This window comes from Nitrospirota bacterium (assembly GCA_020846775.1).
Lineage (GTDB): Bacteria > Nitrospirota > 9FT-COMBO-42-15 > HDB-SIOI813 > HDB-SIOI813 > RBG-16-43-11.
This window is the reverse complement of sequence record JADLDG010000051.1, coordinates 37,432-53,219: the sequence shown is the minus strand read 5'-3', so window position 1 is coordinate 53,219 and position 15,788 is coordinate 37,432. Positions and strand designations below refer to the sequence as shown.

Sequence of the window (15,788 nt, the reverse complement as noted above, 5' to 3'; positions counted from 1 at the left end):
CTTTAGCCCGTCACCGCTGGATAATGTCCATGTCCAGCTTGTAACATAGTTTTGCCAGACATTGCCGGTATTGGAGCTTCTCATCTGGCTGCACCCTGAACCTGCATCACTGCAGGAGAAGGTTATGGCAGCGGAGGCGGATGTGGCATAAGGATCCCCATTGTTAATAGTAATGGTACCGGTAGGAGGTGTTGTGTCGGGCAGTGCTGCAGTTATATTGGATGTGCCTGCAGTAGTCTTTGCAACTTCTCCGGAATATGCACTTTCGATTGAGGAGGTATTGTAGGCTGTTGTAGCGAAATAATAGGTTGTATTATCGAACAAGCCGTAGACTGTGTAACTGGTGACATTTGACACATCCATGACAGTGCTGTAGTTACCTGAAGTAGTTCCATAGTAAACTTTATAACCAGCCAGGTCGGTTAAAGGAGACCCATCACTATTGGTAGTTGGCGGGTCCCAGGTCAAAATAGCCTGACCTGCACGCGCCGAATTAGTCGCCCCAATGCTAATAACAGAGAGGATGACAACAAGTATCAGAATAGACAAAATCCCCCTTAATCCCCCTTTTCTAAAGGGGGAAAGAGGGGGATTCAAAGCTGTATTAAATAATCGTTGTTTTACCAGGTGCATGTTTTCTCTCCAGGTTCCTGGCAAAAAAAAGCCGCCAGAGAAATTTCCCTCTGGCGGCTCGGCTGACGTAGGAATTTCCGAATTCCCTTAGTCCCGTTACTCTGCGTCACGATCTTTCGATAGCGTTGCTCTGAGCAAAGGCGATAAATTCCAAACTTATAAACAATCAGTATCAATAATTTGTTAATGCATAAATGATGCCAGCCCAATAGGGCACGGCTAACTCTTTGTGTGGCTACCCAGTTTAATTCATCTTCTCTAATTGTTAGAAGTTATTATCGTAGTTCACCATTAAAGGAATATTAAAACTGTACATAGATGCTTAAAAGCTTAATTGCACGGCCGAAAAGCTCATGCCTGTCCAGTGAGGAGTCGAAGGAGTGATGAGGTTAGTATTTTCATGCGCCTTTGCAAGGCTGAGTCTTACAAGGTTATATCTTAATGTCTAAGTCTGATATGGTTCAAGCGATTCGATCATCTGTTTATTCAGGCAGACGAAGCCTGTTTTCCTCTCACCATGTCTTTATCATTTAGCACATCAGACAGCCTTGTCCTGAGCTCTGGGACAAAGTATTCACCGGTGTAGGAAGAACTGGATGTTTTCATCCTTACAATAACCCGCTTGCCTTTTACTTTTGCCTGCATTGTTCACCTCCCTGCCCGCTATCCTATGATATTTGCATAGTGTGGGTCAAGTGATATTTCAAGGCATGCTGTATAAAAGGTATACAATGAATATTGATATAAATTGAATAGTTACATATTCCTATAGGTGCGAGAATGATCAATCTGTATAATCATTACACAAAAATTCATGCTAATTAGACAGATCTATATATCATTGAGTTAATGCGGCTTGCATTTTGTTATTACGGAGGCTATTATTACGCATGTGTTGAGTAGTTTTCAGTCCGATATCAGACATTGTGTGTGTAATTGGCTAATGGTATAGGATTTGCAATGATAGTGTAATATCTTTAAATCTACCACTTAAACGGAATCAAGGAGGTTCCCAATGGCACAACTAATAGACGCTTTTAACCGTAAGATAACCTACATCAGGATTTCAGTAACAGACCGATGTAATCTCCGGTGTGTTTACTGTGTCCCATCCTGCGGTACCATAAGCAGCATGCCTTCCAAGGACCTGATGTCATTCGATGAAATGCTCAAAATTATTAAAGTTGCAGCAAAAATGGGGTTATCCAAGGTGCGTATTACCGGCGGTGAGCCATTGGTCCGGAGAGGTGTGGTGGAATTCATAGCGGCCGTCAATAAGGTTGATGGTATAAAAGACATTGCTATGACTACTAATGGGGTTCTCCTTAAACAATATGCCCAGTCTCTGAAAAAGGCAGGGCTGAGAAGGCTTAATATAAGTTTGGATACATTTGATCCGAAAAAGTTTATGGAAATCACTAAGGGTGATTGTTTTGACAGGGTGTGGGAAGGTATCCTTGAGGCCGAACGCGTTGGTTTTGATCCTATAAAAATTAATGTTGTCCCCTCGAAGGGATGTAATGATAATGAGCTGGTTGATTTTGCAAAATTAACATTGACTAAACCTTTCCAGGTTAGGTTCATAGAATTCATGCCTGTTGATGACTGGGAAGGATGGAAGAAAAGCTTTATATCCAAGGGTGAGATGATGGAAAAGATTGAGTCTGCACTTGGGAAGCTTGAGCCGGTAACAGAGAAAGAAAGGTCAGGTCCGGCAAAGAATTACAGATTACACGGGGCCCCTGGTCAGGTTGGATTTATAAGTGCCATAAGTGAGCACTTCTGTGACACCTGTAACAGGATCCGTCTTGGCGCAGATGGTAAGATTAAACATTGTCTCTTCTCAGAGTCATACCTTGACTTCAGAGAGCCGATAAGGAATGGCTGCGATGATGCCGAGATAGAGAGGCTGTTATGTTCAGTTATGGAAACTAAACCTGAGGCTCATAACATAGATATGAATGCAGAGTCTCAGAAGTTCCTTCATTCCATGACCCAGATTGGTGGATAACATAGTTAATAAAAAAATGGGGACAGCGACTATTTATTTAGAGATTCTACAAATAAATAGTCGCTGTCCCCATTTTTTTAAGTTATTGTGAACTGGAAATGGCAGGTGTAAGTTATAACACCTGCCATTTTTTTGTGGAATTATTTCTCACGAATTTGATATACTGGTATGAATTTTGTAGTTTGAAATATAAGGATGTCTACTTTTTAAAGGAGGGGTTAAAGTGTCAGAGCTTACACATTTCAATGTAGAGGGCAGAGCGAAAATGGTAGATGTAAGTGAAAAAGCTGTTACTTCAAGGACTGCAATAGCAACGGGGAAGGTCTATATGCTTCCGGAGACATTAAAAAGGATACAGGATGGAAAGATCGCCAAGGGTGATGTACTCGCAGTGGCTCAGGTAGCAGGTATAATGGGGGCCAAGAAAACATCCGATATAATTCCGATGTGTCATCCGTTGTTGTTAACCGGTGTAGATATATCTTTTTCCGAGCATCCCGTACCCGATGAAAACGGGCTTTGTTCAGTGGGTATTACCGCAACAGTCAAGGTTGGCGGACAGACCGGCGTTGAAATGGAGGCGCTGACAGCGGCTTCTGTTGCCGCACTCACAATTTATGATATGTGCAAGGCTATAGATAAAGGGATGATCCTGAGTGAGATATGTCTTGAAAAAAAGACCGGTGGTAAATCAGGAACGTATATTCGGAAGCAATGATTATAAGAAGCAATGAGTAGAATAATTAGGCGAATTTCATGATAAAGACAGAAAATCTATCAAAGACATTTTCATCAGGGACAAAGGCTGTAGACAATCTCAGCATCAATGTTGAAGATGGAGAGATCTATGGCTTTCTGGGGCCTAATGGCGCTGGAAAAAGCACTACTATAAAGATACTTACAACCCTGTCGCGTCCTACGTCAGGCCAGGCATGGGTCGGAGGATACAATGTCCAGACTGAACCTGTAAAGGTAAGGTGTGCTATAGGATACGTGGCTCAGGAAACAGGAGTAGACTATTTCCTGTCAGGAAGGGAAAACCTCGTACTTCAGGGCAGGATGTACAGGATGGATAGAAAGACGATCAACAGAAGGGTTGATGAACTTCTGGAATTATTCAGCATTAAAGATTGCGCAGATCAGCTTGTCTCTACATATTCAGGCGGCATGAGGAGAAAACTTGATATCGCAACCGCCCTTATACATAACCCGAGGCTTATATTCCTCGATGAGCCGACCCTTGGACTTGACCCGCACAGCAGATCACAGTTATGGAACTATATACGCATGTTAAACCGGGACCTCAAGGTTACAATATTCCTTACTACCCATTATCTGGATGAGGCAGACAAGCTATCCAACAGGATAGGTATACTTCATAAAGGGAGCATAAAGATTATTGATACACCTGATAAGTTGAAAGACAGTATCAGGGGTGATTCGGTAAATCTCGAATTGAAGGGGAGTGCAAAGGACAAGGCTATTTCAATATTGAAGGGCGACAGCAGGGTCAAAGAAATCCTTCTTGAAAATGAGCATGTCAGGGTATATGTCAACAATGGCAGTGAAGCTATTCAGTGGATGATAAAGCTGCTTAACCAGAATGGCATAGATGTTTCGTCTCTCTCCATATCCAGGCCGAGCCTCGATGATGTTTATCTGAAATACAGCGGGGCCAGTTTCAAGGAAGGTGATTCTGAAGAAGGCGGCGAGCCATGGTGGGCCAAGTGGCAGAAGGCCGGATGGGGAAAGAACTGGAAGGGTGGCGAAGACTCCGGTCAGGATAGTCAGGAAGGCCAGGAAGGTGGTCAGCAGGGGTGGGGTAACGGCAGCAAGGAATGGGCAGGCAGCGAAAATAATGGTGATACAGTGCCGGAAAACGGGGACAAGGAGTGGGGAAAATGGTCTCCTGAAGAGATGACTGCATGGTGGAATCAGAACAAAAGTCAGGAAAGTGAAACGTCTCCGGATAATGGAAATACAAATGACATCGGAGAGGAAGCCCCTGAGGAAACAACAGAGTGGCTTGATAAATTTACGAAGGGAGTATGCGAAATGGAAAAGGATGATAAAGTGGAAGTTACAGCAGATAAAGGCAAGGAAGATATAAAGGACAAAGAAAATAAGGAGGAAGAGAATATAGAAGAACCGTGGAAGAAATGGCAGGGGACACCAGAGGCAGCAGAGTGGTGGGCCAAGCAGGGTAAGAAAGAGGGTTAAATATGGTTCAGCTTGTCAGCGATACATGGTATTTGTTCAACAAGTATTTACGAATAACACTTCGTATGCCTATGTGGGCGCTCTTTACTATTGTTCAGCCGCTCATATGGCTTCTTATATTCGGGCAGTTATTTAAGAAGATGGCATCTCTTCCGGGATTCCCTGAGGGACGCTATATGGACTTCTTCCTGCCGGGCGCTATTATTATGACAGTGCTTTTCGGTACATCATGGTCAGGTGTCAGCCTTCTCCGTGAAATAAATTTCGGGACTGTAGAAAAAATGATGGTTACACCTGTATCAAGAGTTTCTATTGTTATGAGCAGGGTCATACACACGGCAGTTACGGTCATAGTACAATGTCTTATCATAATGATCATAGCTATTATTTTTGGGGCGACAGTATCAGGGGTCAAGGGGGCAGTTTTAAGTCTGGTCATAGTATTTTTACTGTCACTCGGATTTTCGGGTATTTCAAACGGGCTTGCGATGTGGTTAAAGAGGGAAGAACCGCTGGTAATGCTTGGGAACATGATGACACTTCCTCTGATGTTTCTATCATCTGCCATGGTACCAAAGAGTTTTATGCCAGAATGGATAAAGATTGTTACAAAGATAAATCCAATAGATTACGCGGTGGAGACGACACGAGCCTTTTACAGCGGCGGCGCTACACTCAATACAACCATAGTCGGTTTCCTGTTTTTGTCTTTGTTCGCAGTTACTTCCATTTCATGGGCAACAGAGATGTTTATGAATCAGAGTGAATGATTAAATGATTATAGGAGGGGCAGCGTATGGTAAAAGTTAAATTTTTTGCAATCATCAAGAACCTGGCAGGTAAAGAAGGTGCACAGTTTGATGTGGGAGGTTCAATCAAGCTCAAAGATCTTGTAGATATGATTGATAAAGATTTCCCTAAGGTAGGAGAGATGCTTCGTACCAAGAGGGTGCTTATCTCTGTTAATCAGGAGATAGGAAGCGACGATATGCTGGTAAAAGATGGTGATGAGGTAGCCATATTACCGCCATTTGCAGGGGGGGCAACCGGATCACCTATGGTTAGAATACAAAAAGAAGATTTTTCAGTAGATGAAGAGATTAACAGGGTCAAGGCAGTTTCCGGTGATGTTGGAGGCATTGTCGTATTCCTTGGAACGGGTAGAGGTACATCCCGCGGACGATCAATCAGTAAACTTGACTTTGAACACTATCCCGGTATGGCAGAAAATAAGTTGAACGAGATCAGGGAGAAGGCGCTTAAAGATTTTGACATTATAGAGGTCAATATAGTCCACAGGGTCAGTGAGATAAGTATCGGCGAAAACATCGTCCTGATTGTGGTTGGCGCCGCCCACAGGGCAGATGCCTTCAAGGCATGCAAGTGGTGTATTGATGAGCTTAAACGAATAACACCCATCTGGAAGAAAGAAACAACACCGGAAGGGGAGATATGGGTGGATGAACATCCATGAGCCGGAGTTAACTGACAGCAATGAGTGGAAAGCAATGAACAATGAGCGAGAGTACACATTAGTGCAGGCTTGCAAAGGAAGATTAAATTACCCTCCGCTTCAAGAGGAGGGATGGGGGTGATTGATGAAAGTGTCAGATAAGCTAATCACAACGCTCTTATTTATGCTATACGCGAGCTTTGCAGTAACTGATGCAGTTAAGGCAGAGGGCAGTTACAGCAATCCAATCAGTCCTGAAGCATATCAGCAGACCACGGTTAGTAATGGCAGCTATTGTGCCAAAGGAGTGGACCCGACGACTGGTTTGCCATGCACGAACGGATTTGACCCTGCCAATATTACATGTACCGATCAAAACGGAAACGGATGGATAGATCAGGGTGAGTGTTCATGGGGCGACACATCAACTCCATGGTTTTCAAATCCCGCTATGGATACACAGAAGGGAAACGGGATCACCCCTGGCGGCAGTGGCGCATCTTTTGGGCAGACATCCACTACTCTCGTATCAGAGCCGCACTTCACAGTAAAGTATTTTAATGCCCCTTCAGCCCCCGGCACAACAGCCACATCCGGTGTTACCTCGCAGCCTTCAGGAGGCCTCACGGGACAACACAACGAATTTGGTTTTGAGATTACTGTAGACAAAAAGACTGATCCGCTTGAGCCATATTATCTGAAATTCAGCATACCGTATACTACAGTAGATTCCAGTCAATCTGGCGGTAATATGGTTGGTAATGCTACCGGTGTTTATTCAAAGGAAGTTACAGAAATGGACCCTAACAATCCCGGTGTTTTTTACAGATATACTATTACAGGGACATATATGAGTACCGGTAATTCATACTCATCCAGCTCCAATTGTACGATAGGTTGTACGTCTGATCAGGAGAGCACGTGGCGGTCTCAATGGCCATAGGTTGTTAACGCATCCTTGCACCCGGGCATTTTTGAACGTTAACAATGTCAGATAAGAGGTTAATCTTGCGCCGGTAAGAAAAAGGAGTTTGCAACATGGGTTTCACGCTTACTAAATCTAAAGCAAAGACGGATTCGTCATTAGACAATATGCTCAAGAAGACTGCCGGATTCCACGGGCATTTGTGTCCCGGGACAGTTATAGGTACGAGGATGGCTATTGCAGGGTTAAGGGAGGTAGGCATTACAGATCCGGAGGGTTCTCAGCAGAAAGATTTCCTTGTATTTATTGAGACTGACCGGTGCCCGATTGATGCTATCTCTGTCGTAAGCGGCGCCAGGATCAGCCGGAGAAGTCTGAAATTTCTTGACTGGGGAAAGGTTGCAGCAACATTTGTAAATACAAAGACCGGCAAGGCAGTGAGAATTATCTGTCCTGACTCGGCAAGAGAACATGTAGACGATTATGTATCAGGTGAATATCCTGATGACAAGCATGGAAAGACTGCGCGGGAAGTAGATGCCTACAAGGTTATGCCTGAGAAGGAGCTTTTTGTAATCACAAAAGTAAAGGTGGATAATTATAAATTCAGCAAGGAAAAATTCAAGACGCGGTGTGAAGTCTGCGGTGAGGTCGTAAACGATCATAAAGAGATAGTTGTTGATGGTAAGGTAATGTGCCAATCATGCGGGGGAGGTATGAGTTACTATAATGCGTTATAAAGAACCATCCACAAGCGTACTATTCGTCAGGCATGGGAGTACTGATTATCCGGAAGACAGGATCTATAAAGGAGATAATGGTCCGGTCCTTAATGAAGGAGGACGTTCTCAGGCAGAGAATCTGGGGGCATGGGTTAAGGGAAGCGATATCGCAGCCGTACTGGTGAGTCCTTCAACAAGGACTATGGAAACCGCCGCACCAATAGTCAAGTCCCTCGGAATAGAGTTAAAGACATTCGATGAACTGAAGGAGCGCTGTTTCGGAGTATGGGATGGACTGACGTTTAAGGAGATAGAAGAGAAATACCCTGAAGGTCTTAAAAGATGGAAGGCAGATCAGGCCAGTTACACCCCTGAAGGTGGTGAATCAATATACGACTTGCAAAAACGGGTGGACAGTGTGTTACAATGGACGCTGCAGGAATATAAAGGGAAAAAGGTGGTAATAGTATCTCACACAGGCCCTATAAGGGTTGCGGTGACACAGGCCCTCAAGATTCCGTTGATAAATTACAGGCAATTGCAGATTCATCCGGGTTCTGCCACGAGGGTTGATTTCGGCAGCAGCTCGGTGAATCTGATTTACCTTGGCTATTTGCCAGGGGGGAATAAGGTATAGGTAGTATTTTGTATTGTCATTCCTGCGAAAGCAGGAATCGAGAAACAGGAAACATTGGATTCCCACTTTCGTGGGAATGACAGTGAGTAGTAGGGTGGGCATTGTCCACCTTATAATTAACAATGTAAGAAAGGAGAAACAACAATGTGTAGTACAGCAGGAGGACACAGCCACGCAGCACATGGTACACTCACCAGTGAAGAGAAGGCAGCAGCCGATTTGAGGGATGACCTCGGAGAGCTGTTTAAGTTGGTCACCAAGTTGGAATATCAGAGGGCAATCATGTCAGGTTCTGAATTTTCGGCGGCAGATGATATCACTCACACCCTCGAACATATCATTGAAGACCAGAAAGGCCATGCGGCGCTTCTCATTCAGCTTATAAATGAGGTTGACATGGTCCAAAGAAGCAAGTTTGAAGGGGAGGAAGAAGGAAATAACGGGCATGAACATGGCCACGAGCACCCGCACCCGCATGGACAGGAGCATGCTCATAAGCATTAATCCTACTTACAAAGGATGATGATAAATCTCCGTTAATCCCCCTTTTTCAAAGGGGGAAATCAGTTACCCCATTTTTAAATGGGATAATCAGGTTTCCCCCCTTTAGTAAAGGGGGGTGAGGGGGGATTTGATACTGCATTTTCAGCTAAATTAAGGAGGTGCAATGGGAGAAGAAACCAAGAAAGAAGGTTCCTGGGACAATAGCGGTCCGGATTTCATGGCAGTAATGAAGATTGCTTCCGCCTACTGGAGTTCAAGGGTATTGCATGCAGCCAACCGTCTTGAGCTGTTTACAAAGATTGAAGGCCGTGAGGCATCTGTGGAAGAGCTTGCACGGGATTGCAATGCCGACAAGCGGGGCCTTGAAATACTACTGATAGCGTGTACATCACTCGGCCTTCTAAACAGGAAAGAAGACAAATATTCTAATACAGAGGTATCAAGTGCATTCCTGGTGAAAGGGCGAGAGAGATATCAGGGCGGTATTGTGGCGATGTTTGACGACTGGTATACCGCATGGCTTGGTCTCCCTGAATCAGTAGTCACCGGAAAACCTTCGGTGCATAAACCTCACGATATAAGTGAGGGTGCAACCAGAAATTACATAATGGGGATGCATCACAGGGCTGTCGGCCAGGCGTATCTTCTTGCAGATACCATAGACTTGAGCGGCAGAAAGCAACTCTGTGACATAGCCGGCGGGCCGGGGACATTTACCATATTTCTTTGCAACAAGACCCCGGGACTCAAAGGGATTGTATTTGATCTTCCTCAGACACTCAGGATTACCAAAGAGGTTATAAAGATGTTTAACGCGGAAGATAAGGTGACAACCAGCGAAGGGGATTACCTGAAAGACGGTTTTGGTTCAGGTCATGATGTCGTTCTCTTTTCCTCCATGATGAATCAGGAGTCACCGGAAGTCAATAAGAGGTCATTTAAGAAGGCATTTGATTCTATGGTTAGCGGAGGCCTCCTTATAGTTCAGGAGCAGATGCTCAATGCAGACAAGACAGGCCCTGAGCTTTCAGCGCTCATCGGGGTCAATCAACTTATCCATACACCTGCAGGCGCTGCATATTCAGACAAGGAGATAGCAGGCTGGCTCGAGGAGGTCGGTTTCAGGAATGTGGGATTTAAGCCTCTTGCACAGTGGAGTCCTTTTACAGTTCTGACAGCAGTAAAACCTTAGTTGAGAAGTAAAAGTAACATGTAAGAAGTTAGATGTAGACGTGAGACGTTAGGAGTAGGAGTTAGGAGTAAGAAGTTAGAAGTTGGACGTATGGTGTAAGATGTTGGGAAAAGGAAATTTGCATCTTTGATAACGGATAGAGCCACTCTATCCGTTTTTTTTGCAATCCCCCTTAATCCCCCTTTTCAAAGGGGGGTAAGGAGGGATTTGAAAAGTTATTTTCGAGCGAAAGGAGAATAAAATATGGTTATTAAGAAGGCGTTAATTGCAGGTTTTTCACTTCTCATTGCTCTTGTCATAGCACTGCCTGTCACGGCACATGCAGCCCTTAGCGGGTTAGACATCATGAAAAAGGTGGATGAACTTCCTCAGGGTAATGACCAGAAGTCAACCGTTACATTACGTTTGATCTCGGCCCAGGGACAGGAGAGAAAGATTGTCACCTCACGTTACTGGAAAAACTACAGGGGAAAGGATGGTTTTTACAGTAAGACATTATTTTTTACAGATTTTCCACCTGATGTGAAAAGTACCGGTTTCCTTATCTGGGATTATGCAGAGGAAGGTAAGACTGATGGACTCTGGTTATACCTCCCGTCATTAAGAAAGGTTAGTACAGTATCAAGTCGTGATCAGAACGATGCCTTTATGGGGTCAGACCTCACATTTGCTGACATGGGACAGAGAAGAATTGATGAAGACGAGCATACGCTCATCGGAGAGAAACCGTGTGATGAAAATAAATGCTATGTGATTGAAAGTACCCCGAAGGAGGAAGGCGCCGCATACAGCAAGCGAATCTTCTGGATCTTAAAAGATGAATGGAGGGCTGTTAAAATAGAGTATTTTGACCAGAAGAAGGAGCCGCTTAAGACCCAGACCATTCAGTGGCAGAAGAGCGGCAGCCTCTGGATATGGAAGGATGCAACTGTAAAGAATGTTCAGACAGGTCACTCTACAATCTTTGAGATCAGCAACATTAAAATTAACACCGGTCTGCGTGACGACCTCTTTACCGAAAGATTATTAAGAAGAGGAGAGGGGCCGTAATTATTTGTCTCACATGTCAGTCAATAGGCATTCTCTAAGGGACAGGCTCAGGGTTCTGTCCCGCTGTTTTTTCTGCATACTGTGTTTGCTTATTATCGTTGTCAATCCTGATGCAAGTAAGGGTGAAGAGACTGCAGATAAGTCTCCGGAGATAATATCGCCAATTCCACAGGCTGCTGCAGACGAGATTACACAGCCAGCTGAAGAAGACGCCATTAAGCCGGAAACTATCGCAGCGCCCCCCACTGTTGTGCCTGATACTCAAGAGCAGCCGGGAGAAGCGCCTGCACAACTATCACCCTCTCCTCAGGGGGGAGAAGGCCAGGGTGAGGGAATTGGTGAGGAAGCCCTCCCTTTGCCAGCCCAGGAAGGCACAGTTTCAATTCCACTGGAAGCCGCAGAATCTCCAAGGGGTTTACTCACAAGGATAAATGAAGCTTTCCTGAAAAAAATTGAGTATAGAGGTTATTTAAAGAATGAGACTGCATACAGGTATGTGAGTCCGCCTGCCTTTACGAAGATACTCAACATTTTACAGCTCGAGCCTTCATACTCTCTTAATAGCGATGTCAGACTGAGTGCGAGGTTATGGGCATATTATGATCTTGCGTATGACCTGCAGGATTTAGGGACAATTGCACCCATGAAGGCATTTGACTTTATTGAACCTCCCGCACCGGGTGAGCCTGATCCTGATATAAAAAATTTAAGAAAAATCAAGGTAGATCATTATGGCCTTGACCTTAAGGAGATATATGTTGATGTTTTCCTGAGTAAAATGGACTTCAGGATAGGAAAGCAGATAATAAGATGGGGCATAGTTGAAGGCTGGAGAATTCTCGACGAGGTAAACCCACTTGACTTTACGGAGCATATCCTGCGGGATGTAGCTGACCGGTATATCCCCCTTTGGATGGTTAAGGCTGATTATTATATAGGTCCTTATACAGTAGAGGGTTTATGGATCCCTGATGTTAAAGGACATAAGCCTGCCCCTCTGAGGTCAGAGTGGTCACAGTTCCAGACACTTCCTGATCTGAAAAAGGTGCCAAGGAATTTTAAGAATAGTGAGGGTGGACTACGGTTTTCCGGCAGCATAAAGGGATATGAATTTGCCGTTGCATACTTAAACCAGTGGGATGACTTCCCTGCGGCCTTCAGGTCTGTGTCAGGTCTTGGTCTTGGAACCCTGGGCATATCACCAGATGTAAAATTCTTCCCTGTATACAGACGACTCCAGTCATACGGGGTAGGTCTTGCCAAGAGCCTCGGTAAGGTAGTCCTTGAAGGTGAATTTGCATATGTGGATGGAAAATACTGGGGAACCTGTACAGAATGTACTGGTCCTGAAATTGTATTTGGTGAGAAGCAGCGGGATTATATTAAACATGTTGTCGGTGTTAAGACCGTCCTGTATGGAGCAGATATATCCGTAAACTTTTCGCAGGACATAATATTGAACCATACAAGTGATATCCAGCAAGACGGACACGAGAATGCCGCATCCATATTCGCAAGGAAAGAGATACGTTATGGCACAATGGTCCCACAGTTGCTGGTGATTTCTTTATTAAACAGACATGAATACCTCTTCCGTCCCAAACTTGAATACAGATACACGGATAAGGTAACATTCCTGTTTGGAGTTGACGTATTTTCCGGAGACCCCGGTCCCGATCCCGGAAGGCTAAACTTCTTTGGATACTTTGACGATGACGACCGGGTTTATATGGAGGTTAAATACAGTTTTTAAAAGGAGTAATACATGCTTAGTAAACACATAGAGCGAATAGTCCGGTTTCCTGTTACTACCATCTTACTGGCTGTTCTCATCACAGTCTTCTTCGCCTTTCAGATCAGCGGGCTTCGTATGGTCCTTGATCCGAAGGCCCTGCTTCCGCAGGACCATCCATATGTCAAGCTGAATAATGAGATAGAGAAGCAATTCGGAGGAAGCCGTGTTGTTATTATAGGCTTTGCATCAAAGGATGGAGACATATTCAATCCTTCTGACATAGAAAAGATCCGTAAGATAAATGAAGAGGTAAAGACCCTTCCGGGCATACTGGAAAACAATGTTGTCAGTATTGCGGACCGGAAGGTAAAGGTAGTTAAGGCAGAGGGGGATTCGCTTGAGATCAACAGCCTTCTCGACGGGATAGAATATACACCTGAAGGGATGGCTAAGTTAAAAGCGCGTGTTCACTCCAACCCGGGGTTTATAAACAGCCTCATCTCCGAGGACGGAACAGTAGCTGCAATCATACTGGATTTCAAGGGCGGCGACAGCGATTGGTTGAATAAACAGGGTAAGGCAGATGATAAATCGAATCATAGCGAGGGGGTTAGCTCGGCTTTAAGTCTTGTGCCGCCTGCCTTTGCCCAGGAAGACTGGAAGAAGTGGCAGAAGGGCGGGGGTGACAAAGGCACAGAAGGCAGCGCACCTGCTGAATCCGTGCCGGCTGAGACGCCACAGGACAAGACTACTGCGGAAAACCCTGATGGCAAATGGCCGGCAGGCGGCGAGAGCGGCTGGCAGGCTGGTAAGGGAGAGGCTGACTGGACGCAATGGTATGTCAGCGATTCAAAGATATACAGCGGTGTACTTGATATAGTAAATAAATATAAGGATGCCAATACAGAAATATATGTTGGCGGACTGCCTGTTGCGCTCTCATTCCTTGAGGCCGATTCCTTGAGGATGAGCAGATACATATATCCGGTTGCAGTAATAATAATAATGTTCATACTATACCTTGCCTTCAGGAGCATACAGGGTATGATCCTCCCTATTATATGCGCGCTTCTGAGTGTGGTCTGGGCCGTAGGTCTTATGGGGGTATTTAAGATACCGCTTGACCCATGGAACTTGATGACGCCAATATTAATCCTTGCAGTCGCGGCAGGTCATTCTGTTCAGATACTCAAGCGATACTATGAGGAGTTGGGAAACGGCCGTGAGGGGACAGGCAGAAGTGAGCTGGTTGCAGGTGATGGAAGCCACTGGGGAGCAGATGCCTCGCGGCAGGCGGTAATCGCATCTCTCACGAAGATCGGCCCTGTCATGATTACGGCGGGCCTTGTTGCAGCGGCAAGCTTTGCATCGCTGCTTACATTTAAACTCAAGACCTTTCAGTCCTTCGGCCTTTTTACGGCATTTGGCATACTTAGCGCCCTTGTCCTTGAAATGACATTTATCCCTGCGGCAAGATCTCTGATGAGACCGCCCAAAAAGGTAGCAGGCAGTAATGATCATGAAGCAGGCAGAAGTATCCTTGACAGGTTCCTGCTTGCAATCTCAGGGCTTGTGACCAGCCGGGGTTGGCTTGTCTGGATTGGTCTTATAGTGGTGATAGCTGTCTCATTATATGGCATTAACAGGCTTACGGTCATCAACAGCCTGAAAAGCCTCTTCTTTGAGTCCACTCAATTCAGGAAAGATGACGCGGCGCTCAACAAATACTTTGGCGGAACCGCTACCTTCTATGTCTACCTCCAGGCTCAGGAGCCGGATGCACTTAAGGACCCGGCGGTCCTGCGTTCGATAGACAGCCTCCAGAAGGAGATAGAAGCTGTTCCTGAGGTTGGTAAGACACAGTCATATGTTGATTATGTAAAGGCTACAAACCAGAGTATGCACGGAGGCGATCCGGCGTACCGAACTATACCTGACTCACGGGCAACGATATCTGAATATCTCTTCCTCTTTTCGCTGTCAGGTTCTGACGGTGAGATGAACCGTTTCTTAGATTACCAGTATCAAAAGAGCGTGATATGGGTGTTTTTGAGGGATGACAGCACGGTGCTTGGCGAGAAACTGATATCTATTGTGAATAAATCTTCATTCCCGCCCGGCATAAAAATAGGTGTTGCCGGCAGCATTCCTGTCATGATGGCCCTTAACCAGACTATGGTCTCAGGCAAGATCTGGAATATTCTCCAGATCGCAGGCATAGTATTTGTGATTACATCTATAGTTTTAAGGTCTGCAGTCGGCGGCATCCTTGTCCTGCTGCCCCTTGGTATTGCAGTGTTGACTAATTTCGGAGTGCTGGGTCTCTTCGGCATAGGACTTGGAGTCGGCACGGCCGCCATATCGGCAATGGCAGTCGGTTTTGGTGCAGACTATTCGATCTATCTTATTTACAGGCTGAGAGAAGAGACTATACGTCAGAAATTAAAATCAGGAGGCGCTGGGACTGCAACGGATATAGACAGAGCAATAAAAATGACGCTCCTCACGGCCGGGAAGGCGATTATATTTGTGGCAGCGGCGCTTTCAGCGGGTGCTCTGACGCTGCTTTTTACAGGCTACTACCTGCACATGGAAGGCTTCCTTGTACCGCTTGCCATGATAACGAGTTCATTAGCGACACTTGTTGTCCTGCCTGCAATTGTAAGGGTGATAAGACCGCGATTTATGTCCGGATAGCAGGGGTTG

15 protein-coding genes and 1 riboswitch are annotated in these 15,788 nt (G+C 45.3%); of the genes, 13 read left to right on the top strand and 2 right to left on the bottom strand.

The window, feature by feature from the left end; all coding sequences use genetic code 11:
• Positions 1 to 549 (bottom strand): fibronectin type III domain-containing protein (locus IT392_08025; protein ID MCC6544433.1); only part of this gene is annotated, 549 nt, incomplete at its 3' end.
• 133 nt (positions 550 to 682) lie between these two features.
• Positions 683 to 773, bottom strand: a riboswitch (cyclic di-GMP riboswitch).
• A 346-nt stretch (positions 774 to 1,119) separates the two neighbouring features.
• A complete protein-coding gene (locus tag IT392_08020) occupies positions 1,120 to 1,278 on the bottom strand; it encodes a hypothetical protein (GenBank protein ID MCC6544432.1) in 159 nt (52 codons plus the stop codon).
• A 370-nt stretch (positions 1,279 to 1,648) separates the two neighbouring features.
• Between IT392_08020 and moaA the strand changes: the two genes are divergently transcribed.
• From moaA to IT392_07955, 13 genes are all read left to right on the top strand, one after another.
• A complete protein-coding gene (gene moaA / locus IT392_08015) occupies positions 1,649 to 2,644 on the top strand; it encodes a GTP 3',8-cyclase MoaA (protein ID MCC6544431.1) in 996 nt (331 codons plus the stop codon).
• Positions 2,645 to 2,867: 223 nt separating this feature from the next.
• Positions 2,868 to 3,362, top strand: a complete 495-nt coding sequence (gene moaC, locus IT392_08010) for a cyclic pyranopterin monophosphate synthase MoaC (GenBank protein MCC6544430.1) — start codon at positions 2,868 to 2,870, stop codon at positions 3,360 to 3,362.
• 38 nt (positions 3,363 to 3,400) lie between these two features.
• Complete coding sequence (locus IT392_08005; GenBank protein MCC6544429.1) at positions 3,401 to 4,864, top strand: ATP-binding cassette domain-containing protein; 1,464 nt, start codon at positions 3,401 to 3,403, stop codon at positions 4,862 to 4,864.
• 2 nt (positions 4,865 to 4,866) lie between these two features.
• Positions 4,867 to 5,634 carry an ABC transporter permease gene (locus tag IT392_08000; protein ID MCC6544428.1) on the top strand — a complete coding sequence of 256 codons (768 nt, stop codon included), beginning with the start codon at positions 4,867 to 4,869 and terminating at the stop codon, positions 5,632 to 5,634.
• Positions 5,635 to 5,660: 26 nt separating this feature from the next.
• Entirely contained in the window at positions 5,661 to 6,338 is a 678-nt protein-coding gene (locus IT392_07995) for a molybdenum cofactor biosynthesis protein MoaE (GenBank protein ID MCC6544427.1), read from the top strand.
• A gap of 124 nt (positions 6,339 to 6,462) precedes the next feature.
• Positions 6,463 to 7,260: a hypothetical protein gene (locus tag IT392_07990; GenBank protein MCC6544426.1), complete on the top strand. Its 798-nt coding sequence runs from the start codon at positions 6,463 to 6,465 to the stop codon at positions 7,258 to 7,260.
• 95 nt (positions 7,261 to 7,355) lie between these two features.
• Positions 7,356 to 7,982: a formylmethanofuran dehydrogenase gene (locus IT392_07985; GenBank protein MCC6544425.1), complete on the top strand. Its 627-nt coding sequence runs from the start codon at positions 7,356 to 7,358 to the stop codon at positions 7,980 to 7,982.
• Positions 7,972 to 8,601, top strand: a complete 630-nt coding sequence (locus IT392_07980; GenBank protein MCC6544424.1) for a histidine phosphatase family protein — start codon at positions 7,972 to 7,974, stop codon at positions 8,599 to 8,601. The genes IT392_07985 and IT392_07980 overlap by 11 nt, the downstream gene beginning before the upstream one ends.
• 144 nt (positions 8,602 to 8,745) lie before the next feature.
• On the top strand, positions 8,746 to 9,105 hold the full coding sequence (locus tag IT392_07975) for a hypothetical protein (GenBank protein ID MCC6544423.1): 360 nt from the start codon (positions 8,746 to 8,748) through the stop codon (positions 9,103 to 9,105).
• 163 nt (positions 9,106 to 9,268) lie between these two features.
• Positions 9,269 to 10,297 carry a hypothetical protein gene (locus tag IT392_07970; protein MCC6544422.1) on the top strand — a complete coding sequence of 343 codons (1,029 nt, stop codon included), beginning with the start codon at positions 9,269 to 9,271 and terminating at the stop codon, positions 10,295 to 10,297.
• A gap of 243 nt (positions 10,298 to 10,540) precedes the next feature.
• Complete coding sequence (locus IT392_07965; protein ID MCC6544421.1) at positions 10,541 to 11,347, top strand: outer membrane lipoprotein-sorting protein; 807 nt, start codon at positions 10,541 to 10,543, stop codon at positions 11,345 to 11,347.
• An 85-nt stretch (positions 11,348 to 11,432) separates the two neighbouring features.
• Entirely contained in the window at positions 11,433 to 13,100 is a 1,668-nt protein-coding gene (locus tag IT392_07960) for a hypothetical protein (protein MCC6544420.1), read from the top strand.
• Positions 13,101 to 13,112: 12 nt separating this feature from the next.
• Positions 13,113 to 15,779, top strand: a complete 2,667-nt coding sequence (locus IT392_07955) for an MMPL family transporter (protein ID MCC6544419.1) — start codon at positions 13,113 to 13,115, stop codon at positions 15,777 to 15,779.
• Positions 15,780 to 15,788: the final 9 nt, after the last annotated feature.

Coding starts and splice junctions, on each gene's coding strand:
- IT392_08020 (MCC6544432.1), bottom strand. CDS start 1,278: ATGCAGGCAAAAGTAAAAGGCAAGCGGGTTATTGTAAGGATGAAAACA.
- moaA (MCC6544431.1), top strand. CDS start 1,649: ATGGCACAACTAATAGACGCTTTTAACCGTAAGATAACCTACATCAGG.
- IT392_08005 (MCC6544429.1), top strand. CDS start 3,401: ATGATAAAGACAGAAAATCTATCAAAGACATTTTCATCAGGGACAAAG.
- IT392_08000 (MCC6544428.1), top strand. CDS start 4,867: ATGGTTCAGCTTGTCAGCGATACATGGTATTTGTTCAACAAGTATTTA.
- IT392_07995 (MCC6544427.1), top strand. CDS start 5,661: ATGGTAAAAGTTAAATTTTTTGCAATCATCAAGAACCTGGCAGGTAAA.
- IT392_07990 (MCC6544426.1), top strand. CDS start 6,463: ATGAAAGTGTCAGATAAGCTAATCACAACGCTCTTATTTATGCTATAC.
- IT392_07985 (MCC6544425.1), top strand. CDS start 7,356: ATGGGTTTCACGCTTACTAAATCTAAAGCAAAGACGGATTCGTCATTA.
- IT392_07980 (MCC6544424.1), top strand. CDS start 7,972: ATGCGTTATAAAGAACCATCCACAAGCGTACTATTCGTCAGGCATGGG.
- IT392_07975 (MCC6544423.1), top strand. CDS start 8,746: ATGTGTAGTACAGCAGGAGGACACAGCCACGCAGCACATGGTACACTC.
- IT392_07970 (MCC6544422.1), top strand. CDS start 9,269: ATGGGAGAAGAAACCAAGAAAGAAGGTTCCTGGGACAATAGCGGTCCG.
- IT392_07965 (MCC6544421.1), top strand. CDS start 10,541: ATGGTTATTAAGAAGGCGTTAATTGCAGGTTTTTCACTTCTCATTGCT.
- IT392_07955 (MCC6544419.1), top strand. CDS start 13,113: ATGCTTAGTAAACACATAGAGCGAATAGTCCGGTTTCCTGTTACTACC.